General features: G+C 38.5%; 22 protein-coding genes and 2 tRNA genes. 12 read left to right on the forward strand and 12 right to left on the reverse strand.

From position 1 onward, the window contains the following. Positions 1–142: 142 nt before the first annotated feature. On the forward strand, positions 143–811 hold the full coding sequence (locus A6733_RS04190) for a hypothetical protein (RefSeq protein ID WP_092411326.1): 669 nt from the start codon (positions 143–145) through the stop codon (positions 809–811). Positions 812–867: 56 nt separating this feature from the next. Here the strand turns inward: A6733_RS04190 and A6733_RS04195 are convergent, their stop codons facing one another. The 5 genes from A6733_RS04195 to A6733_RS09865 form a co-directional block, all read right to left on the reverse strand. After that, a complete protein-coding gene (locus tag A6733_RS04195) occupies positions 868–2,145 on the reverse strand; it encodes a hypothetical protein (RefSeq protein ID WP_092411327.1) in 1,278 nt (425 codons plus the stop codon). Positions 2,146–3,035: 890 nt separating this feature from the next. Continuing rightward, positions 3,036–4,316 carry a polynucleotide adenylyltransferase PcnB gene (gene pcnB / locus A6733_RS04200; RefSeq protein WP_092402089.1) on the reverse strand — a complete coding sequence of 427 codons (1,281 nt, stop codon included), beginning with the start codon at positions 4,314–4,316 and terminating at the stop codon, positions 3,036–3,038. Between the two features lie 30 nt (positions 4,317–4,346). Next, positions 4,347–5,435 (reverse strand): ferrochelatase, encoded by a 1,089-nt coding sequence (hemH, locus tag A6733_RS04205; RefSeq protein WP_092402092.1) that lies wholly within the window; start codon positions 5,433–5,435, stop codon positions 4,347–4,349. Positions 5,436–5,521: 86 nt separating this feature from the next. Beyond that, a complete protein-coding gene (locus A6733_RS04210; protein WP_092402095.1) occupies positions 5,522–5,752 on the reverse strand; it encodes a hypothetical protein in 231 nt (76 codons plus the stop codon). Next, positions 5,749–6,192 carry a hypothetical protein gene (locus tag A6733_RS09865; RefSeq protein ID WP_092402098.1) on the reverse strand — a complete coding sequence of 148 codons (444 nt, stop codon included), beginning with the start codon at positions 6,190–6,192 and terminating at the stop codon, positions 5,749–5,751. The genes A6733_RS04210 and A6733_RS09865 overlap by 4 nt, the downstream gene beginning before the upstream one ends. 405 nt (positions 6,193–6,597) lie before the next feature. Here A6733_RS09865 and A6733_RS04220 point away from each other — a divergent pair, with 405 nt between their 5' ends. Further along, positions 6,598–7,500, forward strand: coding sequence for an NAD(+)/NADH kinase (locus tag A6733_RS04220; RefSeq protein WP_092402101.1), 903 nt, complete (start codon positions 6,598–6,600; stop codon positions 7,498–7,500). A 2-nt stretch (positions 7,501–7,502) separates the two neighbouring features. Here the strand turns inward: A6733_RS04220 and A6733_RS04225 are convergent. The 4 genes from A6733_RS04225 to A6733_RS04240 form a co-directional block, all read right to left on the reverse strand. Next, positions 7,503–7,578: transfer RNA gene (locus A6733_RS04225), tRNA-Glu, on the reverse strand. A 4-nt stretch (positions 7,579–7,582) separates the two neighbouring features. Next, positions 7,583–7,658, reverse strand: a tRNA-Ala gene (locus A6733_RS04230). Between the two features lie 163 nt (positions 7,659–7,821). Next, complete coding sequence (gene dapB, locus A6733_RS04235; RefSeq protein WP_092402104.1) at positions 7,822–8,556, reverse strand: 4-hydroxy-tetrahydrodipicolinate reductase; 735 nt, start codon at positions 8,554–8,556, stop codon at positions 7,822–7,824. 6 nt (positions 8,557–8,562) lie between these two features. Then, complete coding sequence (locus tag A6733_RS04240; protein WP_092481338.1) at positions 8,563–8,856, reverse strand: outer membrane protein assembly factor BamE; 294 nt, start codon at positions 8,854–8,856, stop codon at positions 8,563–8,565. A gap of 128 nt (positions 8,857–8,984) precedes the next feature. On the opposite strand from A6733_RS04240, the gene fur reads away from it, so the two are divergent. The 3 genes from fur to greB all read left to right on the forward strand — a co-directional run bounded on the left by fur (position 8,985) and on the right by greB (position 11,800). Next, positions 8,985–9,443 carry a ferric iron uptake transcriptional regulator gene (fur, locus tag A6733_RS04245; RefSeq protein WP_092402110.1) on the forward strand — a complete coding sequence of 153 codons (459 nt, stop codon included), beginning with the start codon at positions 8,985–8,987 and terminating at the stop codon, positions 9,441–9,443. Positions 9,444–9,734: 291 nt separating this feature from the next. Further along, positions 9,735–11,324 carry a transglycosylase SLT domain-containing protein gene (locus A6733_RS04250; RefSeq protein WP_092402113.1) on the forward strand — a complete coding sequence of 530 codons (1,590 nt, stop codon included), beginning with the start codon at positions 9,735–9,737 and terminating at the stop codon, positions 11,322–11,324. Continuing rightward, the gene (gene greB / locus A6733_RS04255) at positions 11,321–11,800 is read left to right on the forward strand and encodes a transcription elongation factor GreB (RefSeq protein WP_092402116.1); all 480 of its coding nucleotides are present in this window, start codon (positions 11,321–11,323) and stop codon (positions 11,798–11,800) included. Before A6733_RS04250 ends, greB begins: the two co-directional genes overlap by 4 nt. On the opposite strand, the gene A6733_RS04260 is transcribed toward greB, so the two are convergent. Continuing rightward, entirely contained in the window at positions 11,797–12,198 is a 402-nt protein-coding gene (locus A6733_RS04260) for a DUF4124 domain-containing protein (protein ID WP_092402118.1), read from the reverse strand. The genes greB and A6733_RS04260 overlap by 4 nt on opposite strands. 185 nt (positions 12,199–12,383) lie before the next feature. On the opposite strand from A6733_RS04260, the gene guaB reads away from it, so the two are divergent. The 4 genes from guaB to A6733_RS04280 are packed head-to-tail and all read left to right on the forward strand — an operon-like array spanning position 12,384 to position 16,692. After that, on the forward strand, positions 12,384–13,844 hold the full coding sequence (gene guaB, locus A6733_RS04265; protein WP_092402121.1) for an IMP dehydrogenase: 1,461 nt from the start codon (positions 12,384–12,386) through the stop codon (positions 13,842–13,844). Positions 13,845–13,854: 10 nt separating this feature from the next. Beyond that, positions 13,855–15,396 (forward strand): glutamine-hydrolyzing GMP synthase, encoded by a 1,542-nt coding sequence (guaA, locus tag A6733_RS04270; RefSeq protein ID WP_092402124.1) that lies wholly within the window; start codon positions 13,855–13,857, stop codon positions 15,394–15,396. A 7-nt stretch (positions 15,397–15,403) separates the two neighbouring features. Continuing rightward, the gene (gene tadA / locus A6733_RS04275) at positions 15,404–15,865 is read left to right on the forward strand and encodes a tRNA adenosine(34) deaminase TadA (protein ID WP_092460493.1); all 462 of its coding nucleotides are present in this window, start codon (positions 15,404–15,406) and stop codon (positions 15,863–15,865) included. 20 nt (positions 15,866–15,885) lie between these two features. After that, entirely contained in the window at positions 15,886–16,692 is an 807-nt protein-coding gene (locus tag A6733_RS04280) for a L,D-transpeptidase (RefSeq protein WP_092411328.1), read from the forward strand. Here the strand turns inward: A6733_RS04280 and A6733_RS04285 are convergent. Continuing rightward, positions 16,631–17,893 (reverse strand): cation:proton antiporter, encoded by a 1,263-nt coding sequence (locus tag A6733_RS04285; protein ID WP_092411329.1) that lies wholly within the window; start codon positions 17,891–17,893, stop codon positions 16,631–16,633. The genes A6733_RS04280 and A6733_RS04285 overlap by 62 nt on opposite strands. A 95-nt stretch (positions 17,894–17,988) precedes the next feature. On the opposite strand from A6733_RS04285, the gene purN reads away from it, so the two are divergent. Genes purN through A6733_RS04300 form a run of 3 tightly spaced genes read left to right on the forward strand, consistent with a single transcriptional unit; the run spans position 17,989 to position 21,146 of the window. Next, positions 17,989–18,606: a phosphoribosylglycinamide formyltransferase gene (purN, locus tag A6733_RS04290; protein WP_092402137.1), complete on the forward strand. Its 618-nt coding sequence runs from the start codon at positions 17,989–17,991 to the stop codon at positions 18,604–18,606. 3 nt (positions 18,607–18,609) lie between these two features. Further along, positions 18,610–19,848: an RsmB/NOP family class I SAM-dependent RNA methyltransferase gene (locus A6733_RS04295; protein WP_092402140.1), complete on the forward strand. Its 1,239-nt coding sequence runs from the start codon at positions 18,610–18,612 to the stop codon at positions 19,846–19,848. Positions 19,849–19,859: 11 nt separating this feature from the next. Continuing rightward, positions 19,860–21,146 (forward strand): mechanosensitive ion channel family protein, encoded by a 1,287-nt coding sequence (locus A6733_RS04300; protein WP_092411330.1) that lies wholly within the window; start codon positions 19,860–19,862, stop codon positions 21,144–21,146. A gap of 95 nt (positions 21,147–21,241) precedes the next feature. On the opposite strand, the gene A6733_RS04305 is transcribed toward A6733_RS04300, so the two are convergent. Continuing rightward, positions 21,242–21,979 (reverse strand): hypothetical protein, encoded by a 738-nt coding sequence (locus A6733_RS04305; RefSeq protein ID WP_092402147.1) that lies wholly within the window; start codon positions 21,977–21,979, stop codon positions 21,242–21,244. Positions 21,980–22,028: the final 49 nt, after the last annotated feature.

Genomic DNA, 22,028 nt, shown 5'->3' on the forward strand with positions numbered 1-22,028 from the left:
GAATGTATAAGTAGGTTTTTTTATTGTAAATAACAAAATATCAATTTGCATAGCATGTAGCTTTAGGTTTTTGAGTGGCAGTGGTGAGTGCAGTGGCCAATGTTTAGCGCCATTATAGTATAAGATAAGGATAAAAAATAATATGTCCCCCTCGAACAATAATATAGTGCCTATAGATGAACATAATAACTCTTCTTCTACAGCTGGTGTTGAGGATTGTGCAGATGATTCCTCAACAGTAGTAGGACAATCATCTCGGTCGTCATCTGTGTTGGGTAGACGGGCTGTCGTGGGTTCACGCTCCTCCTCGTCACTTCTCGCGCTTTCTGTGCTAGCACTTCCTGCAATAGTATCTGCGTCTGCAAGTAACTCAACAAGCTCCCCCAATAGTAATAGTACTACTGCAACTAGTGCCGCGACAACAGTCACTACTTCATCACCAGAAGAAGGCGCTGGGGGAGGGCTTCGTGCTACATCGCTAGTAATGACAGTTGTATTGTTGATGGTGGCTCTGGTACTGATTTGTTTCGCTGTGCGCGAATTCTTAAGCAGAAGAGTTAGGAATAATGTAGTAAACGAGGAAGGTGCTGCTGGTAATCAACTAATAATTTTTAACAACGGTCCTAACGGTAATGTTCTAATAGGCGGCCATGATAGGCCAGGACACCATCAACAAGCTGATGATGTGTTACCACCACCGCCACCGCCACCGCCACTAGGAGGAGGTGCAGATATGCCAGACTTAATACCGATGGATGAAGAAGGAAGGCCGTTTATAGGAGGTCCGGATGATGAGTTTTTTGTAGATTAGCTTATAATGTGTGAGTGTGAGTGGTCGTCGGTCTGTTTTTCTCATGCACTCGCTACCTACTTACCTCCAAAACCTTCAGCCGCCATCTCCTCTCCTTCCTCTGCAACAACAGGAAGGACCTCAACTTTGCTAGCAACTAATATCAAAGAAGATATTTTATCGCATAGTGGCACCATTAGGTTAATTTCTCTTTCTATTTTATTTAAACCCTCTGCACAAATGCCCAGTCTACTAAGGTCTTTAACAACAGAAAGCTCAGCAGTTAACGAGGACTCACACCTCAAAAACAAATGAACTAAAGAACGCAACCAAGATATTCCTTTAGCAGAACAACACCGCGTGCTACCAGTGTCAGGCCTTAAAATCCACCTACCACCACAAAGTCCCACCCCCATGGAGTGAGCAATAACACCCACCAAATAACAAGAACCGGAAACTGTGTTCTTGATCCTCTGAGCTGCCGAATCTAACATTCTACGTAACTCATTATCAGTAAGTGCCTCAGAGTTGCCATCTGTAGAGGAAACACTAGCAACAGACTCTTCTGATTCTAAGCCTAAAGCATAAAAAGCATCCTTTCTTTCCCTTTGCCTCTCTTTATTTTCACGTTCGCTTTTTCTTACAGACTGAGCAACAACTGAGGAAGAATATAAAGCGCTTTCTGGACAAACTTTTGCTCCTTCAGGAAAATCTTCTAAATCTGCAGGAACAAGAGCTGCACACATGATACGGTGGACATCACCACAAGACAAATCAACTGCACATTTAATATCTTCAAGCATTTCGTCCCTTAAACCAGAAGCTGATCTACTTAAAAGCTTCTCCATTTCTTCTGCTAGACGTGATTCAAGCATACCAACCGCACCTACATCTGATCCCTCGAAATCAAATTCTTCAGTATCACCAGGATAAAATAGTTCAACCTCCATAGCAGTTAAGGAGTAGTCACAAAAAGCACCACCATCTCTTCCTTTAGTTACCGAACTAAAATATCTACCTCCATTACCCGTTGTGGCTTCACCTGACAAATCAGTAATACTCATACCAGAGTCAGTCAAAAATCTATCTCTTATGTGTAAGTTCCTAAAATCACCACCCTCATTATCACAACAGCCACGCAACCTATGATCACGAAATGTCGAGTAACTCAACAAAACACTAGGAGATGGAACAGGCCTCAGTATTGGATCAACTGTTTCAGAAGAGGGACGTAAGAAATAGGTATGACTTCCAGGTCGAGCCGCAGAACCACCACGCCCCCTACCAGACCTTCTTCTAAAAGAAGAAGAAAGCGAACGCACAAAACTCCTACCAAATCTTCCCAACCTGTCCATATGGATCCCCTCCGATTTTATTGTTTTATCTTTTATATGGAGTTAAATAGAGTCGAGCTTCACAAAATACAGCCACAAAAAAGAACAAAAACAAATAATGAGCGGTAAGAAATACATTACTAAGCATCTACTCTACTACTAACCCACAGGTATTACACTAAATAAAAAATCACATAAATACAAAGAGGGATATTACGTATAACACAAACAAGTACAACACAAGTAGTGGTACAACTATCGCGGCAGTTATCGAAATAGTATTATTCGTAATCTAAAAATTGTTACAACGTATATACAAATAAAATAAGAATATGTAGCTAAATACTTAGCTAAAACTATTTATTAATAAAATTATAATAGTGGTGTTTACACTATAAAATAATGGATACAATCAAATCTATAAAAAGAATCTAAAAAGCATATAAGTAAAATTAATTACTGGTTAACAATCATAGGTAAAAATCTAGTATCAATAACATAATAAGAATATGCCCTAACATCAAGAGTAAGTAATTTACCCATAAAATTAGTTAAACAAAAACATATTGAATGAGACAAAAAAGTATTACTTAATAATTTACTGTCGTGGTAGTTATGTCGATTAGATAAATTTGTTTGTCAATAATACTATGGTATTCTGTCAACACTTGTAACATAGGTAGTAAAGTAAGGTTCTGGCTTGCGGAATATTAAATATAACTAGATGAGCTATGTATATAATATAACTAGAAAGTTAAATTATTATGGTATTACATAAATTACTATTGCAGCGCAAATAGCTATGCATGTAACATTTACTTGACTCTAAAGTAGAGTCTTATACTTATAGGTGGCATTTAAATAACATTGTCGCACTTGCTACTTTATATTTTTGCTATGATAGGCATAAATTATCTACGCGATCTGTTGCTGCGATATTGCACTCTACGAGGACTTCGTGATGATAGATCAGATGAAAAATTTTTCCACCAAGATGATATAGAATGGCTTAACTCCCCATATTCAGTTCTTAGAAGCATGAAATCATACCCTAACCTGAATCGCGGATGTGATACGAATCTACTAGCACGTGCAATAGAAGTATTCTCAAATCTGCTCTGCACCATCCATATTTCTCGAACATTTACTATTATTCTTTTTGGCAAATCATAATCATGCTCAACTAACCTGGTTACCTCATTTACTACCTTAGTAAGCGCTTGATATGAGGCAACACCAGAAGAGCGAAGATCATGCCATTCTTCCCTAACTAATGGCCACAAAATAGCAGCAAAGAGAAAAATAACACTAACTGACTGTCCAGAAGAAACCCTACTATCGGTTTTCCTAAGTGAATTTTGCACAAACTCATCATTCATACGAGTATATAACAGGTTCAAAAGAGGTATCCCACTATCATCTATTTCTAAGCGTCTCAATTCCTTCAAGCTAGACAAAGAATGTCCAGAAAGCAATATTTTTATCAACTCATCAAATAAACGTGCAGCTGGAACATTACTAAGTAATAAAGCTTGCTTATGTATAGCTTTAGATAAAGAACTGTCTAATGAAAAAGACAATTTCTTGGAGAACCTAATAGCGCGAAGAATACGCACAGGATCTTCACGCAAACGCTCGTTTGGTTCTCCTAGCATACGTATAACTCGTCTATTTATATCGTAAGCACCTCCAGAGTAATCTATAATCTCTTCTGAAAACGGATTATAGTACAAAGCATTTATAGTGAAATCACGACGTTTGGAGTCCTCATATTGGGTACCATAACGATTGTCTTCTAAGATTCTTCCAAAGGAGTCTTTATGCTCCGTTTTTAGATCTCTTCCCCTAAATGTTGTTACTTCGACATAGTCTCTCCTGTCATACACATGCACAATACGAAAACGACGACCTATAATTCTTGAACGATGAAACAACTTGACAATATCTTCTGGATGTGCGCTAGTTGCTATATCAAAATCCTTTGGTACTCTACTTAACAGCAAATCTCTAACAGCTCCGCCAACAACAAAAGCCTCATGACCATTCTCATGCAGCGTATTAATTATAGCCAACACATTTTCTGGAAAATCATTCTTTGAAAATCCATATTTTGCAGCCGGTATAACACTAGACTTGCGATTACAGCAATTTCTTAAACGCATTATTATGCGTTGAAGGAGAAAATCAAACATGTATTCACAATCCTTATAGTATACGCATCCCTACTCGTCGGAATCGTGAGCAGTCATAGCTCTCATTCTTATACATTCTAGCTCCTCGGCAGAAGGAGGAATTAACCAAGCACCTAATTGTTCAGAAATTATCTTTTCCAATGCATAAATCCAGAAACAACTATCGTTTAATGATGGAACAACATACAATGCCTCTCCCCCATTGCTTAAAAACGATTTCCTCAACTCAACATCAATTTCCTCCAAAGTTTCCAAACAATCCGAGACAAAGCTTGGGGAAACAATTGTAAGTTCCTTATTGCCCGAACGAGCCATATTCTTTATTACATCAATAGTATACGGTTCAACCCAAGGATTTCTACCGAATCTTGATTGAAAGCAAACCGTATACTGATCTTCAGATAAACCTAGAGCATCTGCAATTAGTTTAGCAGTCTGATAGCAATGACAAGGATAAGGATCGCCAGACTTCCAGGAAGATTTAGGTATACCATGAAAGCTAAATATTAATTTTTCTGTCACAGTATTACGTGACCAGAAATCTTTAATATGAAGAGCCATAGCATTTATATAAGCTTTATGGTTATGAAAATGGTGAACTAATTTAATCTCTGGTATGTAGCGGCATTTTTTTAATAAAGAGAAAAAATAATCGTAAGCACTCCCAGTAGTGCTGCTGGAATACTGGGGATAAAGTGGGAAAAACAAAAATCTGTCACACCCCAGATTACGTAGTTCGTCATATGCCTCTTCTAATGAAGGTTTACCGTATCGCATAACATGACGAACGTGTATAAATTGCCTATATCGACTAAATAGTCTATTCAACTGCTCAGATTGGTAGGAAGAATATACCCTAAGAGGTGATCCTTCAGGCAGCCAAATTTTACTGTACTTGCCAATAAGGGATCGTGGACGAAATGGGAGTACCAATAAATTCAAAACAAGCTTCCAAATCCACGATGGCAATTCTACTATTCGAGAATCAGACAAAAATTCTCTTAGGTACATACGAATAGAGGAAACGGACAACGACTCTGGTGTACCTAAGTTAATTAAAATAACTCCAACAAATCTGGATTGTCCGTGTACAAAATTAGGTTCACGTTTATACTTCATATTCTCCTGTAAACATCCTCTGATAAATTCACGACAATATTAAAAAGACGCAACGTTAACAAGTAAAATTATACGCCCATAGGGTATCAAGGTCCCCCTATAACTAACAAAATTTCCCAAAGACGCTCATAATACTCGTAAAGTGCCATAATAATACTCGGACAATACAGAGAAGAAATATCTGATTTGTCCCTAATTAACATTCCTACTCCTGGATAAGAAACGGATAAATATAAAAACATCGCAAACAAAGTCCACTTATCAAATAGATCAAACAGTTCTTTAATAGAGCTTATGTTTTTTGAAAAATCTCTCACAGCAAGAAATTTTTTTCACCATTGATGAAATACCGCTCACTGCTCTTCTCTACAAGATGGCAAATAAAATTAACTATCTTAAATGAGAGCTCTTCAAGATTTACCAGTATCTTACACAATTCACGATACAGGGTTTTATACATAATTTTGAGAGATTGTTTCACACAATGTATATTAATAGAATTCGTTGATTCTACAAGCTGAATTGGAGAATAATCGTGATTGAGATTAATTAATACGATCTCTATACTGCCATAGTTGGTAAGCAATATAATTAAGCAGCAATAGGAAGATACTCGCAAAAACTTGGTACGATCAATATCTCTGACATATTTTTGGGAAATTTTAACTGCAATAGCAAAACATGAACATTCGAATAAAAACTTTGAAGTTAAAGAAGTAAATTTCTCTTCAGTCTCAAAATATAGATAGTTGGGCATATACTCGCTGTATGTCGTCTTTCATATCAAAATAAGTATGCAATATTTCATCAACATAAAATTAATAATCCTTACTAGTATGAATTTTCTATAATGATGAATGTAGGGCCAAAAATATATCCCCCCTCCCCTTATTTTTTAGCACATATAATTGAAAAACTTAGTTATAAACTGCCTATTTGGGGAAAATGCCTAAAACTAATTAAATATCCACTAAATATGTAATGTTCAATAAACTTAAGAAGTATCCTAGCGTTTAGCATATTAGAGTTTGTTTATAAAAATTGGCCTTTTAAGAAAGAAGTTATACTAATAAGCATAAGACATAATGTAGGATTGGTTTACTCTCAACATTTGTGACAGAATAAAGCAACTCACATTAGGTACTACTTTGTAAAGTTTCCAATGAAGAAAAATTTTTCCAAAATCGGACTTGTTACTAAGGCAGATTTGCACAAAATCAATCTTGCCGCTATCGAATATGTAGTAAGGGTGTTTATAAAAAATGGTTGTATTATTTATACAACAACAGAAATTTACAATGCACTCAAAGAAAACAACTACCCAATGATAAATAAAGTTACATTGTGTAAAATCAACCATATGCATAATTATATCGACCTAGGAGTAGCATGCGGAGGAGATGGTACTTTCATGCATATGGCACGTGCTCTTGTAGGGCACACAATACCAATACTTGGAATACATTTCGGTCGCCTTGGTTTTTTAATGGACATAGCTGCAGGTGACCTTGAACAGCAGATAGACTTGATATTCGAGGGACATTACATAATAGAGAAACGTTTGACATTGCAATTTAGCGCACCGCAAAATACACATAGAACTGAACCTGGACATGCAATAAATGACGTATTGGTGCATCGTGGAACGTACAACAGGTTAACGGAATTCATAATAAAGATAGATGATTACGAGTTACCCGGAATAAGAGCAGACGGAATCGTCATTGCTTCATCAACGGGATCAACTGGGTACAGCTTGTCAGCTCAAGGCAGTGTTATTCATCCACAATTAAACGCTGTAACCTTAACACCCATATGTAGCCACGACATAGGAATCAATACCCGCCAAACAGTCTTACCAGGAAACACCAAGATAGAGGTAAGATCAGCAGATAGCAAAACAACAGCACTGGTAGACGGTAGAGAGTACGAATATCCCATTGAGCCAGGAAAAGCAATAGAGGTAACAGGACAATGTAACGGGCTCATAATAATCCACCCCAGAGGATACAATTATTTCGAAAGATTACTGAAAAAATTCTCACTCTCAGAAAGCCACCACTAATCTGGCGTCCCCAAGGGGATTCGAACCCCTGTTACCGCCGTGAAAGGGCGATGTCCTAGGCCTCTAGACGATGGGGACAACTTGGTGGAGCTAAGCGGGATCGAACCGCTGACCTCTTGCATGCCATGCAAGCGCTCTACCACCTGAGCTATAGCCCCGGGCCGAAAGTTGTTAGACCCTAAATGTACACGCTTGCACAGGACTGTACAACGACGGGGATTATGCCCCAATTTAATAAAAATAACCAGAACTTTTCACAGAATATGTATTTAAGTTACACCTCTACCGTACACAAAAAAACCTGCCTTTCTAATAGGAGTACTAAATTAGAACATCCCTCATATTAAACATGCCTACATCGTTTTGTTGCAAGAATAAGGCTGCCCTAAGAGCACCTATAGCAAACACTTTGCGATTATGCACAATATGGGATATCTCAACATACTCACCTGTACCATAAAAAGAAGCTTTATGCTCACCCACGATCTCACCTATTCTCATAACTGAAGTATCTTTCTCAAATAGAAGGGAGCGTTTCTTTTCCATTTCACCAATTATGGAAAGCATTTCCTTCATTGTACCTGAAGGTGAATCTTTCTTTCCCCTATGATGACGTTCGCACAATCCAATAGAAAAATCATAACTCAATAGTTCCATAGTCTTTATTAACATACTATAAACAAGATTCATCCCAACACTCATATTAGGTGACAAAACACAGCTAATCTTATGTGAAAAATTCTCTATTTTGGCCAAGGTGTCTTCTGAAAAACCGGTGGTGCCAATAACCATTTTAGTATTAGACGATTCACACAAAGGAAGTAAATGTTCTGTCCAAGCTGGATGACTAAAATCAATCAGAACATCAACATTAGATAAAGCGTCAGCAGAGGGAGTACTAACCTTAAAAGGAAGTTGGGGATTCACTGGTTGTCCAATAGAAGGACTTGTAGCTCTTGAAAAAACATTAACCAAATTAAAGGCTTTATCATGTAGCACAGCCTCTATTAGTAAATGTGACATCTGCCCGCGGCAAGAAGAAATAGCAATATTCATTAATATCTAATCCGAACTATAGACAGAATCTACTTTGTCATTTTCATCAAAACAAACCCACAAAAAGCGCTGGGTGTGTGTAGTAGAGTACTTATAAAAGTAACCCTCACAATCTTGGTGAAAGGGGTCAGTAATGTTGGGAGAACCAAGTAAATGGTAAACATCTGAGCGGGTAGTTCCAAAAGTAACTGAAGCAAATGACAACTTATCATCAGGTATACCCTGCATCACCGCCAGCTGATATCCACAGCCAGACAGTAGAAAAAGTAAAACTGTCGATAAAAAACAATAATTCAACACCTTCACCTTTCGTAAAATTCTATAAAGAGTTAGCTACTGACCTAGGAAAAAGAATTATACTACACTCTCGTTGAAGGCTGTTAGAATAGAAGAGAGTGTACTTTTCATTGTGTTAACCGGATACCAAAATGAGCAGAGCATACCATCTAAAAGGAAGTGGTCTTAAAATCACTGTGCCACGCTTAAAGATACTGAGCTTGTTTGAAACAAGCTCAGTGCGTCATCTTTCTGCAGATGATGTCCACAAGAGGGTTCTAAATGAAAATTTAGACATAAGCCTCGCAACGGTGTACAGGGTGCTGTCCGATCTAGAGGAGGCCGGAATTCTTGTTAAACACCACTTTGAAAGTGGAAGAGCCGTTTTTGAGCTAAATAATAGCCCCCACCATGATCACATAATTTGTATTGATTGTGGCTTTGTAGAGGAATTTTTTGACGAAAGGATAGAATCCCTCCAAAACAAGGTAGCACATGAGAGAAATTTCGTCATAAAAGACCATGCTTTGCACCTGTATGTTGAATGTAGAAACGAAAATTGCCCTCATAAAAAGAATTTAGAATCAAATAAGTATAATTTTTCAGAATGATTAAACTTAAAGTGAACCTTTCCTAATTAAGCAAGTCCCAGTAACTCCGGAAGCTCTTTGGACAAGAATAAGAATAATGAGAATAACAATAATATAGCTGCTTCCCAGATTGGTAAATGTTTACGGGGAAAGACCTTGTTGCGATAATAACGAACTTCGCCTCGCATAAAGGCCTTTCCCCTTACTTTTTATGCTAGTTTTGTACAGCCCTCAAAAGTATGGTAAATTCCTTCGCTTCTCAGTAGCTATGCTACTACTATAACTTACGCTCTTTGTAGTCAGGAAAGCAGCATGAAGACGTTTTTTGCGCTTTTTTTTTGCGTAGTTTTGTATTCTATATCTGCTATAGCTAAAACTCCTGCCACAGTACTTTCACGCAATATTATTCTTGAAAATCAGACGGAAGATAAAAAAATCATCTATGAGAGTGATAAGTACGATGAGCAAGAGGAGGATTTGGATTTACTGCCATTCTTTACTGCAGGAGACATGGTCAACAACGAAGTCAAATCTATTTCAAGCATCAAGGATGAATCAAAATGGGAAACATTAGACACCATTGAACGTGACGATGATAATGCACCAATTGAGGTAGAGTATGATCATGAAAATAAAGATGAAAAAATATTGAAAGAAGTATCTTCTGCTGACGAAATGCCCGTAATTGATGACAATGATCTCAAGGTTGTATTAAATGATAGGCATAGAAAAATTGCCATAAATAATGCTCAAATCAATCATGACCCAGATGATGTATGGGAACGTATCCGTCAAGGATTCGGCATGCCAAACTTTGAATCTGGCCTTGTTCGTCAAGAGGAACTTTGGTACGTAAAGCACCGCGATACAACAACCGCTATCTTTAGGCGTGCCAAGCCATTTTTGCACTACATAGTAGACCAGATACAAAAAAAATCAATGCCAACAGAGTTTTCATTGTTGCCCGTTGTAGAGAGTGCTTATAATCCGTTTGCACTATCGCCGGCGCATGCTTCAGGATTATGGCAATTTATTCCCTCAACCGGCAAAACGTACAATTTGGCTCAAAATTGGTGGATAGACAAACGTAGGGACATAGTAGCATCTACCCAAGCAGCACTAGAGTACTTCACAGATTTGTATCATCAGTTCGGAGACTGGCAGTTATCTTTGGCTGGGTACAATTGGGGAGAGGCCGCAGTACAAAACGCTATCCGGCACAACCAAATACACAATCTTCCTACTGATTATGAACACTTAAGAATGCCTAAAGAGACCAGACGTTACATACCAAGACTGCAGGCACTAAAGAACATCATTAATAACCCACAAGCTTATGGATTTGAACTACCACATATTGTTAATAAGCCTTATTTGGTAGCTATAGAAATCACAACCACCTTAGACATTCCAACCGCTGCCAAATTGGCAGAGCTTCCTATAGAGAAGTTTTTATACCTGAATCCAGCGTTCAAGAGACTAGTTATAAAGTCTAGTGAGAGGGAAAAATATATACTTTTACTACCTTATGATAGAAAAGAGACTTTTTTAAAAAATCTCAATGATTATAGAAGTAAGAACAAACAATTAAGTCATTGGCACATACACTATATATACCAAAAGACCCCCATTATCTCCGTAGCAAAAAAATTCCATGTAAAAGCGGCACAAATACTTCTAAGTAATGGCCTGAAACCCAGTACTCACTGGGTTCATGGAACTTTGCTAATACCTGATTACAAGAACCCTATACCAACTTCTATTGAAAACAAAGTTCATAAAATTATGCCAAAACCGCAAACTGAAAATATTCGTAGGCGTAATCGTAATGTTAGTCATAAGCTTCAGAGGAAAGAACATTTGAGAAGTATTTTTGAATCTGAATCTGATAGCAAGTTATGAAAAACTATATTACACCTGAGGGATATAATGCTCTATCGGAAAGGCTTTCCCATTTGCTTAACATTGAAAGACCCAAGATAATTAAAATTGTCTCTTGGGCTGCTGGAAATGGCGATCGTTCTGAAAATGCTGACTACATTTATGGCAAGAAGCACCTACGCCAGATTAATAATGAGATATTAAGGATAACTAAGAGTTTAAAGTCAGCCATAATAGTTACACCTAGGAGTGATGATACTGACCAAATTTTCTTTGGGTGCTTTGTAACCATAATGTATAAAGACACTAAGATTAAGAAAAATATTAGAATTGTAGGTGTAGATGAGATTGACACTGATAGAAACTATATTAGCTGGCAATCACCATTGTCGAAGGCGTTGCTTGGACGCTGCTGTAACGACAGTGTATCTATAAATACACCAGATGGTAAAACTGACATTACCATTATCAGCATATCTTACTCATCTCCGTACTAGAACATGTCTCTTTGTGACATGGAAGAATCTCCGCCTCCCATGTAATCTTCTGGTATGACATATCCTACTGATACTTTATATGGATCGTAGCCTCTTCCTTGTCCTGATAATAAATTACCGCCATTCTCAGTTTTTAGTTTTGATTTACCTGCATCTACGGAGGAACTTGAGGTACTAGAAAAAGAGATTTCTGTTGAAATAACCTCAACCTTGTACCTTGTATCAACTGGTGGAAGATCTGAGTAAGTTACATGATTTCCAAACTCATCATGTCTAGTCCAGCGAAATATAACTTCTTTAGCTCCTGAAGCACTATTTTCCGCATAAGCAAGGTTTATGGGTGCCAAAACAATTGCCACATAGAACGATAAAGCAAATGATGCTTTTAGGGTTTTCATGGTGTTTATGCCTAACTATACTGTTATTAGTTTTATTAATTGATTTTTATTGTATCTATACCATTGTAGGCGTAAGTATATTCGGAGCCACGAAAATATTGTTACATAAAACAATACTTTGATTTTTTATATCACGCTTGATAATGTGGTATTATTGTCCCTTCATTAGTAACTCCAAGACAACCATGTCAGAATCACCATTATCTTTAACTTTTGATGATGTTCTATTGGTACCGCGTTTCTCTAATGTAATTCCGAGCAAAGTTTCTGTAGAGACACAGCTAACGGAAAAAATAGTAATTAAGATACCTTTGATAGCGTCTGCTATGGACACGGTAACTGAAAGTGGCTTAGCAATTGCTATTTCCCAAGAAGGTGGGATAGGAGTTATTCATAAGAATATGTCAGTTGAAAGGCAGGCATCGGAAGTAAGAAAAGTAAAGCGCTTCGAATCTGGAGTATTGCGTGATCCGGTTGTAGTAAATCCAGATATGTTAGTTTCTGATGTTATTGCCTTAGCTCAAAAGAACAAAATCTCCAGTCTTCCTGTAATTGATACTTGCAATAAGGTAATAGGTATAGTAACCAATCGTGACTTTAGATTTGAGAACAATTTAAGCCAGCCCGTACGCAACATAATGACTCCCAGAGAGAGGCTAATTACTGTTCCAGAGGGAACCGATTTACAGCATGCGCAAAAAATTATGCACAAGCACCGTCTGGAACGTGTACTTATAGTTAATGATTGCTTTGAGCTATCAGGATTAATAACAGTAAAAGATATTTTGAGTGCTAAACAGTATCCTAGATCCTGCAAAGACCTACTGGGAAGACTTAGGGTAGGAGCTGCTGTTGGGGTTGCAGATGATGAAAAAGAAAGAATTGATAGTCTTATAGAAGCTGGTGTTGATATTTTGGTTATTGATACTGCTCATGGGCATTCGAAGAGGGTCATTGAGCAGACTAGACATGTAAAGAAACACTATCCTGAGATAGGGCTCATATCAGGCAACATAGCTACGGGAGATGCAGCAAGGGCTCTAGCTGATGCTGGAGCTGATGCTGTTAAGGTCGGTATTGGTCCTGGATCTATTTGCACTACTCGTATAGTTGCTGGGGTTGGTGTTCCTCAAATTTCAGCTATTTCTGATGTTAGCAGAGCCTTGAAGGGCAGTACAACTACAGTCATAGCTGACGGTGGTATACGTTACTCTGGAGATATTGCTAAGGCTATTGCAGCTGGAGCACACTCTGTAATGATGGGTGGGCTATTTGCTGGTACTGAGGAGGCCCCAGGGGAAGTTATCCTATATCAGGGTAGATCTTATAAAGCATATCGTGGAATGGGGTCTATTACGGCAATGTCTGAAGGATCTGCTGATCGCTATTTTCAAATAAATTTACATCCTGAGAAATTGGTTCCTGAGGGTGTTGAGGGACGTGTTCCCTACAAGGGGCCATTAACTAATGTTATTTTTCAGTTAATCGGTGGATTGCGCTCATCTATGGGATATTGCGGTTGTTCTAATATTGAAGAAATGCGTTCGAATAACACCTTTGTTCGCATAACACCGGCTGGAATGCATGAGTCCCATGTTCATGACGTTCAAATCACCAAAGAAGCTCCAAACTATTCAGCAGAGTAATTAATAGCGTATGCTCTCCTCAATTATTATCATTGATTTTGGTTCACAATTTACTCAGCTTATTGCTCGCAGGGTAAGAGAATCTAGTGTCTACTGTGAGGTTATTCCCTGGGATTGCTGCCCTAAATTTCCAGCAGATAACATTAGTGGAATAATACTATCTGGTGGACCGTCATCTGTTACGAAGAATGTGTCGCCTACTATTCCACCTGCGGTATGGTCTTCCAACGTACCAGTTTTAGGGATTTGCTATGGTATGCAGGCTATGGTGAAGGAGTGGGGAGGAATAGTTGAGCAAAGTGGCGGACGGGAGTTTGGACATTCTGTACTAAATTTTAAGCCATCGAGATTATGGCTAGGTCTTGATGAAAAGCAAGATGTCTGGATGAGTCACGGTGACCATGTATTGAAGCTACCGATTGGTTGTGTATCCATTGCCACTAGTAATCAAGGAGTTTGTGCTGCCTTTGAACATCTTGAAAAACCTTACTGGGGAATACAGTTTCACCCGGAGGTAACTCATACTACGAATGGATACAAGATAATTTGCAACTTTTTGTATGAGATTTGTGCTTGTAGTTCTAATTGGACAATAGAAAATTTCTTGGAGCAATCAATAGTATCGGTGAGAGAACAAGTTGGTGATGACAATATTGTTCTTGGATTATCGGGTGGAGTAGATTCGTCAGTAACAGCTGCTTTATTGCATAAATCCGTAGGTAATCGCTTACATTGTGTGTTTATAGATAATGGGTTGCTCAGAAAAAACGAAGTTCAGCAAGTAACAGAATCTTTTAAAAATATTGGCATGTCAATATCCCATGTTGACGCTGAGAAATTATTTTTGGGTGCTTTAAGTGGGATTTCTGATCCTGAGAAAAAAAGAAAGATAATAGGTCTGGAGTTTGTAAGAGCGTTTGAGAAAGAAGCGAAGATCGTAAATGCCAAATGGCTAGCACAGGGTACAATATACCCTGACATTATAGAGTCATCTGCTTCCTCTGGTTCTTCTCATTTAATTAAGTCTCATCACAACGTTGGTGGAATTCCTAAAGGACTAAATCTAAAGTTACTAGAGCCACTCAAGTACCTATTTAAGGATGAGGTAAGAAAATTGGGTAAGAGTTTAGGATTACCTGATTACTTTATACATCGCCATCCCTTTCCTGGCCCAGGGTTAGCAATTCGCATTATTGGACCGGTTACTAAAGAAACACTCAGATGTGTACGAGATGCTGATGCAATATTTATTGAAGAATTGCACCGCAATTATTCTGAAGATGGTCGCTCATACTATGAGCATTTAAGTCAAGCTTTCTCGGTTTATCTACCTATCTGTTCTGTGGGAGTAAAGGGAGATTCCCGTACTTATGAAGCGACAATTTGCTTACGTGCGGTAGAAACTGTTGATTTCATGACTGCCAAGTGGTATCCGCTGCCTACTGATTTTCTGTCTATTGTTTCCAGTAGAATAATTAATGAGGTACATGGAATCAGCCGAGTAGTCTATGACATTTCTAATAAGCCACCAGCTACGATTGAGTGGGAGTAATATTTTAATGCATTACGGTGATGATTATTTCATGCGTGAGGCTCTACTCTTAGCTGAAGAGGCTAGACGGTCTGGGGAAGTTCCTGTGGGGGCTGTGGTAGTTGCCAATAATGAGATTATTGGTCGTGGCTATAACAAAGTGATAACGTCTTCTGATCCTACTGCACATGCTGAGATAGTGGCTCTAAGAAATACTTCATCTAGAATAAACAATTATCGTTTACCTGGAACTATTTTGTACGTCACTTTGGAACCCTGCTGTATGTGTAGTGGAGCTATTTTCCACTCTAGGGTATCAACGTTAGTATATGGCACTTCCGATCCTAAGACTGGGTGTGCTGGCGGCTGCTTAGATTTGTTCTCAAACAAGCACTTAAATCACCACACCGAGGTCCGCGGTGGAATATTAAATAAAGATTGTTGTGATATTTTGTTAGACTTTTTTTGCAAATGCCGTAAAGAAAATTAAAAATATAAGGAAAAACTATAATGACTATAGTGGTTAGCATAGATGATCAAAGTATGGGTCTTTGGAATGACAAGTTAGAAAAATATGAAAAATTCTATGTGATATCAACATCTAAAAATGGGTCAGGAGAAAAGAAAGACAGTTATTGCACGCCGCGTGGCTACGTCAAGGTGGGTCAAAAAATTGGTGATGGAGAACCTTTAGGAAGGTTCTTTGTTGGAAGGAAGCCAGTTGACCCGGCGATGGTTGCTGATAAGACCAAGGGTATTACTACTAGAATTTTATGGCTATCTGGTGAAATGCTTGGATTCAACAAGGGAGGTGACTGTGACACCAAGGAAAGAATGATATACATCCACGGTGTTACTATGCCAAGCCCTTTGCCACCACACATATCTGAGGGCTGTATAAACATGACGGATGAAGACGTACTTGATCTGTTTGATCGTGTAGATAATGACACTCCCGTAGCTATCTACGATCAGTCGCTACCTAAATACTACGTTCGTACTAGGCTGGGTAGTTTATCAGAAATTAGCAACTATTTTCCTAATGTTTCAAAGTCTGCAAATTGGTATTTAGTGGCTTCCAGCACTGGCAAGTCATCAATAGTAGGCTACATGGCGGTAAGTGGACAAAATGTCTCCCAGGTAGGTGCAACCAGCAAGGAATCGGACAGTATAGTCAAGCAAATGTCGGAATTTATCCAATACTACTGCATTGCACAAGGATATCCGAAATTACGGAACATTGGTCGTGTGCAAACTAGTGTCCTGGAAGATTCCCCTCCGGAATCTCTCCGAGACGGAGAAAAGCAATTTCAGTAAGTATTGGTCCTATGCCTTCTAGAACGGCTACACTACCAAAGATAATAGGAATCAGTGCGTCACCAAATTCTGGATACAACCCTTGGGTGGTATACATCAGGCCTATTGCCAACCCAGCCATAGGAACCATTATAAGACTTAAATAAAATGATTCCATAATTGTAATCATGTTTTTACGGTGAAACAGCAACAAGGTAAGGAATTTAGCCATAAACCTTACTATCGTGAATATCATTATATCTAAAAATGCATCTGCAACATGTGAAACCTTTATTTTAGCGCCTGCAACTACAAAAAGAATAACGTAGAATATATCTCCTATTTTGCCATATCGTGCCTCTGTAACAACCTCATCACTATTTTTAGAATGATTTTTAGTAAACATACCAAGAGACATTAGAAGCATAATCATTGACATATTTAGAGCTTTAGACAATCCCAAGCTCAAAATTATTGCTGCAGCCATCAATGAGTACTGATCTGTATGTTGATCTCCAATGCACTCTGATAAAAAATAAAGTGCTCTCGACATAACGTAAGCTAAAAAAACTGGCAATAAAAAACTATATAGCGGCTGTACTACTATGAAAGACCAGTTAGCATGGTGTTCGTAGTGTAAAAAAGGAAGGATTAAGCTAAAAACAAGTGCTGATGCGACATTATTAGCGGCAACAAGATCCATTGATATTGATGTAAATCTACCTGATATACCAAGCTCATTTGCCATAAGTATGAGAATAGCTGGTGAAGAGGAAATAGCAACCGCAGCTATCACAGCGGAATGAAGATCAGAGTAGTGTAGGTGCTGAAAAGAGAAAAATATAGCAGAAAAAGTAACAATAGCATCAACCAATATGGTGGCAATTAGGCTTGGACTTCTTCTAAAAACTTCAAAATCTATTTGCTGTCCCAAGCGAAATAGGATAAGGGACAGAGCAACATCGACAAAGTCCTTTGAGACATTAAGAAGGTTTGGCGTTAGTATTTTCCATACCTCCGGACCTATAACAAACCCGGCAACCATAAAGGAGGTAATACGCGGGATAGGAAGTTTGGCACGTGAAACACAGCTAGCCAAGAAAATTCCCGATATAAGCAAAATGCCAAACAGTATAAGATTGTTAAGAGTAAAAAAACCATCAGACGCAGTGGAAAAAAGATCATTATACAAGGTATAATCAGACAATGGCTTCCCTTTCATATAATCCTGTTGCCTAAAAATTCATTACTTGGCCAGTATGCTCCAACAATGCTATGCTGTAGGGCAGAGCATTGTGACAGGGATGCACCTACCTCGTGAGAATAGCCGTATTTTTTTCTGGAAAAGGCTCCAATTTGGAAGCGTTACTCTCCTCTCCTGTTCGTTCGTCCATAGTGCTGGGTGTAACTGACAACACCTCCGCACCTGGGATATTACATGCACGCAAACATGATCTACCGTTATTTATAGCCAATTATACTCAATGTGTAAACAGATCTGTGTTTGAGGAAACTATACTAGAAGCACTAAGACAACACGAAGTAGATTTTATCGTTCTGGCTGGATTTATGAGGATAATGTCGACATACTTTGTAAATCAATATGTTAATAAAATTGTCAATATCCACCCTTCCCTTCTCCCCAGCTATCCAGGAAAAAATACACATGAAAAAGTGTTTAATGCGGGAAATAAAATTCATGGTATAAGTATACACTTTGTTGTTCCAGAGGTAGACGCTGGACCTATTGTGGCGCAAGCAGCGATGCGCGTCTATCAGGAAGACACACCATCGTCGTTGGAAAGTCGTATTCACAAGCTGGAGCACTGGCTATATCCAAAGGTTGTTTCTTGGATTATAGAGGGCAAAGTTCACGTTAATGATCAAGGCAAGGTTGATATACCTTTTTGTACTGGCTTTTTCATGGACGATTAGTTAATGACAGACTACCTAGTCCAGTTGTGCTCGGAACCTCTATTTGAGGCCTTGCATAATGCAAGTAGTCCTGCCGATCTTTTGCTTGAAAATTACCTGAGAAACAAGCACCTGGGATCACGTGAGCGCAGTTTCATATCTGATTTGTATTATGGAGTAATTCGTCATAAAAGGTCGTTATCTTTTCTAACTGGAACACAAGCTCCGGCGATATTAGCAAGTTACTATAGCCAAATTGGGTCTAATCGTATTGAACGCCAGCAGGCTCTATGGGAAAGTCCTCGCTTAATGAAAACAGAAAAGGCAATACGCTACGATTTACCTGACTGGGTGTTGCCTATATTAGAAAAAAAAATGCCCAGTGTTGATGAGCAGGAGGCTTTTGTTTTTTCCATCCATCAACCAGCAACAACTGACATACGTGTCAATACCTTAAAAACCAATAGCAATGCTTTGAAAAAGTACTTTTTAGAAAAAGGATATGATATTAAGCAAACTAGTTGGTCCCCTACTGCATTGCGTCTACCACCAATGTGTGTTTTTAATGCTTCTGCGGATAATCGTTTTCAGGGAGGGCACTTCGAGATACAAGATGAAGGCAGTCAGTTAGTGTCTCATTGGTGTCAACCCAAACGTCACGAGTTAATTGTGGATTTGTGTGGTGGTTCTGGTGGTAAATCATTGGCACTAAGTTCGTTGATGCGCTCCACTGGGAGAATTTATGCTTTTGATACTGCACGCAAACGTCTTGGCAAAATAAAGCCTAGAATCTTGAGAAGTGGCGCTACAAATATTACCCCTATACTTATTAATAATTTAAATGATGATCGTCTTAGCAAGTACAATAATAAGGCTGACCGTGTTCTAGTTGATGCCCCGTGCAGTGGGAGTGGAACATGGCGTCGTCGCCCCTACCTAAAGTGGAAGTATCTGCGTAATGACATTGTTAATTTTCAACGCACTCAGCTTACTATTTTGGAGCGGGCGGCTTATTTAGTAAAGGATTCTGGTTGGTTGATCTATGCTACTTGTAGTTTTTGGTCTGAAGAAAATGAGCTAATTGTTGATAGGTTCTTGCTGTGCCATCCCGAATTTACTCGAATATCATATTCTGATTGGAGCATGGATGTGATTGAAGAAAGTCAGCACATAAAAGACATTCAGCTATACACACATAAACACCAAACAGACTGTTTTTTTGTTAGCATACTATGTAAGAAAGCTAAGCACAATTTTATTTAGGTACTTTTACTATGAATGTCAATAACATAAGCGATATTTTATATCATTCTCCTCTCGGACGGGTAATTACCAGTATATATGTAGAAAAGAACTTTTTGGAAACAATACTTGGTGTTATAACCGTAGTGCTGATGGTATTTTTTTCACATATAGTTACAAAATTTTTTGAAGAAAAAAGTACTTACTTTTCTAAATTCACATCCATAAAAAAAATATTTTTTCCATTGATGCTACTAATATTATCTGTGCTTGTGGATACGGTGTCATCTTTTTTGTCAATTGATACCAATTTAGTAACTATATTTTTTTATTTTGCGGTAGCTTTGTTGGAAGTTCATATACTGTGGTTAATGGTTGATAGTGTTTTTGATGATAGCAAATTTAAAAAAATAATTAACAAAGCTGCTTTATTTCTTATATCTGCCAACTTTGTACTTAGTGTAACTGGAACAACATCTGTCTTACCAGAACTGTTAAGCAGTATCTTTTTCAGGATAGGAAAACATAAAATAGGCATACTTGAGTCTATAAGCGCCATTGTTATCATATTTTTGAGTCTATTAACTGGATTATACATATCATCAATTTTGGCTAGTTGGGTTAATAAATCAGATTTACGAATAAATGCCAGAATTGCCATTATAAACGTTAGCAGAACCATATTAATTGTTTTAGCGGTATTGGTAGCACTACCATTGATAGGAATTGACGCAACAGCAATAAATGTATTTAGTGGTGCCTTGGGTGTAGGGTTGGGATTAAGTTTAAATCATATAGCAAGCAATTATATAAATGGTCTGATAATGTTGATTGAAAACAGAATACAAATTGGTGATTGCATAATGGTAAATGGATTGCAAGGCATAGTAAAGGATATGTCGTTACGGGTTACTACAATTCAAAGGTACAATGGAACAGCCATAGTCTTGCCTAACAGCATAGTATCTGGTGGTACTGTGGAAAATTTTAATATGAACAGGTACACTCCTGGTAATCGCTTGGACACATCAATAACTCTTGAGCACAAAGCAGACTTGAAAAAGGCAATTTCTATAATGGTGAATGCCATTAACTCTCATAAGGATGTTACGAGTAAAGACAGGACCTCGGCAAGAGTTTCCCAAATTAGTCTTGAGGGGATTGTTGTAAATATGTGTTTCTGGGTAAGTGACATAAGAGAGCACAGTAGCGACGTCATAGACGAAATACTAAAAAACATAGTAGATGAGTTTAGCGAAAACGGCATAGGGTTTGCCACACGTAGTTACCTGCACAGTGAGCACCCCAAAACATCATAGTCCTCCACAGGTTGCAAAGTCTGTCTGTATACCTGTGAACACTAGCTAAACTGCAGTATCGGGCGTGGTGGCGCATGAATCTCAGGGGGGGTAGCCTATCCGAATATTACGTCCAAACAACCCTTGAGTTTGGAACAGATAATGCCAGATACGGAAATACAATCTAGTCCATGCTGATAACAAAACTTAAACACAGGAAAAGTAACCCAATCGTATACAAAGCTAAATCCCAATATAGCCAAGACTCTTCTAAGCATTCTAAAACATGGATGTGCGGAGTATCTAAAAGTATACGCGGACCGCTTAAGGCAAGCACATCTGCTGTTAGGATCAACTGCAGGCACACCGCGGAACCCAGGACTACTATGCTCAGCCCAAGACTCTAGGGAGAGCAAACGCCTATTCAATGATGGTACACCAAGCAAGTCGCGAATACTAGACTGAAGTGGTCTAAGTCCAGACCCAGAGCTAAGAAGAACTCGATTTGTATCCATAAGGTCGTTCAGGTCTTGTTCTAATCTCGATATAGCAGCTACCTGAGATACCGTTACTTCTCTGCCTGATTCTTTTATAGACATCAAGTAGCCTACAGCCTGTGTTAATGCAAAACAAGCGCGATCAATTCTGTAATCGGGCATAGAAACAGCTAATTCATCAACAGGGGGAGCATGTCTAAGAGGCTGTGAGGATATAACAGCAGTGGGTACTTCATCAACAAAAACAGAATCACCCCAAGAAGAAGCTGCAAGTGGCTCCTCACAATCTGAAACTGACTCATTCGATTCAGCATCGGGCATCTCAAAATGGGGAAAAGTACCATAATTACCAAACATCTTTATGCACCTCCACTCCGTAGCACACACAAATCACGCGCACCACAAA

It is taken from the genome of Candidatus Ichthyocystis sparus (assembly GCF_900078745.1).
Lineage (GTDB): Bacteria > Pseudomonadota > Gammaproteobacteria > Burkholderiales > 2013Ark19i > Ichthyocystis > Ichthyocystis sparus.

Coding starts and splice junctions, on each gene's coding strand:
- guaA (WP_092402124.1), top strand. CDS start 13,855: ATGCTCTCCTCAATTATTATCATTGATTTTGGTTCACAATTTACTCAG.
- A6733_RS04260 (WP_092402118.1), bottom strand. CDS start 12,198: ATGAAAACCCTAAAAGCATCATTTGCTTTATCGTTCTATGTGGCAATT.
- A6733_RS04220 (WP_092402101.1), top strand. CDS start 6,598: ATGAAGAAAAATTTTTCCAAAATCGGACTTGTTACTAAGGCAGATTTG.
- A6733_RS04250 (WP_092402113.1), top strand. CDS start 9,735: ATGAAGACGTTTTTTGCGCTTTTTTTTTGCGTAGTTTTGTATTCTATA.
- hemH (WP_092402092.1), bottom strand. CDS start 5,435: ATGAAGTATAAACGTGAACCTAATTTTGTACACGGACAATCCAGATTT.
- pcnB (WP_092402089.1), bottom strand. CDS start 4,316: ATGTTTGATTTTCTCCTTCAACGCATAATAATGCGTTTAAGAAATTGC.
- fur (WP_092402110.1), top strand. CDS start 8,985: ATGAGCAGAGCATACCATCTAAAAGGAAGTGGTCTTAAAATCACTGTG.
- A6733_RS09865 (WP_092402098.1), bottom strand. CDS start 6,192: ATGCCCAACTATCTATATTTTGAGACTGAAGAGAAATTTACTTCTTTA.
- A6733_RS04190 (WP_092411326.1), top strand. CDS start 143: ATGTCCCCCTCGAACAATAATATAGTGCCTATAGATGAACATAATAAC.
- dapB (WP_092402104.1), bottom strand. CDS start 8,556: ATGAATATTGCTATTTCTTCTTGCCGCGGGCAGATGTCACATTTACTA.
- greB (WP_092402116.1), top strand. CDS start 11,321: ATGAAAAACTATATTACACCTGAGGGATATAATGCTCTATCGGAAAGG.
- A6733_RS04300 (WP_092411330.1), top strand. CDS start 19,860: ATGAATGTCAATAACATAAGCGATATTTTATATCATTCTCCTCTCGGA.
- A6733_RS04280 (WP_092411328.1), top strand. CDS start 15,886: ATGACTATAGTGGTTAGCATAGATGATCAAAGTATGGGTCTTTGGAAT.
- A6733_RS04305 (WP_092402147.1), bottom strand. CDS start 21,979: ATGTTTGGTAATTATGGTACTTTTCCCCATTTTGAGATGCCCGATGCT.
- A6733_RS04285 (WP_092411329.1), bottom strand. CDS start 17,893: ATGAAAGGGAAGCCATTGTCTGATTATACCTTGTATAATGATCTTTTT.
- tadA (WP_092460493.1), top strand. CDS start 15,404: ATGCATTACGGTGATGATTATTTCATGCGTGAGGCTCTACTCTTAGCT.
- A6733_RS04295 (WP_092402140.1), top strand. CDS start 18,610: ATGACAGACTACCTAGTCCAGTTGTGCTCGGAACCTCTATTTGAGGCC.
- guaB (WP_092402121.1), top strand. CDS start 12,384: ATGTCAGAATCACCATTATCTTTAACTTTTGATGATGTTCTATTGGTA.
- A6733_RS04195 (WP_092411327.1), bottom strand. CDS start 2,145: ATGGACAGGTTGGGAAGATTTGGTAGGAGTTTTGTGCGTTCGCTTTCT.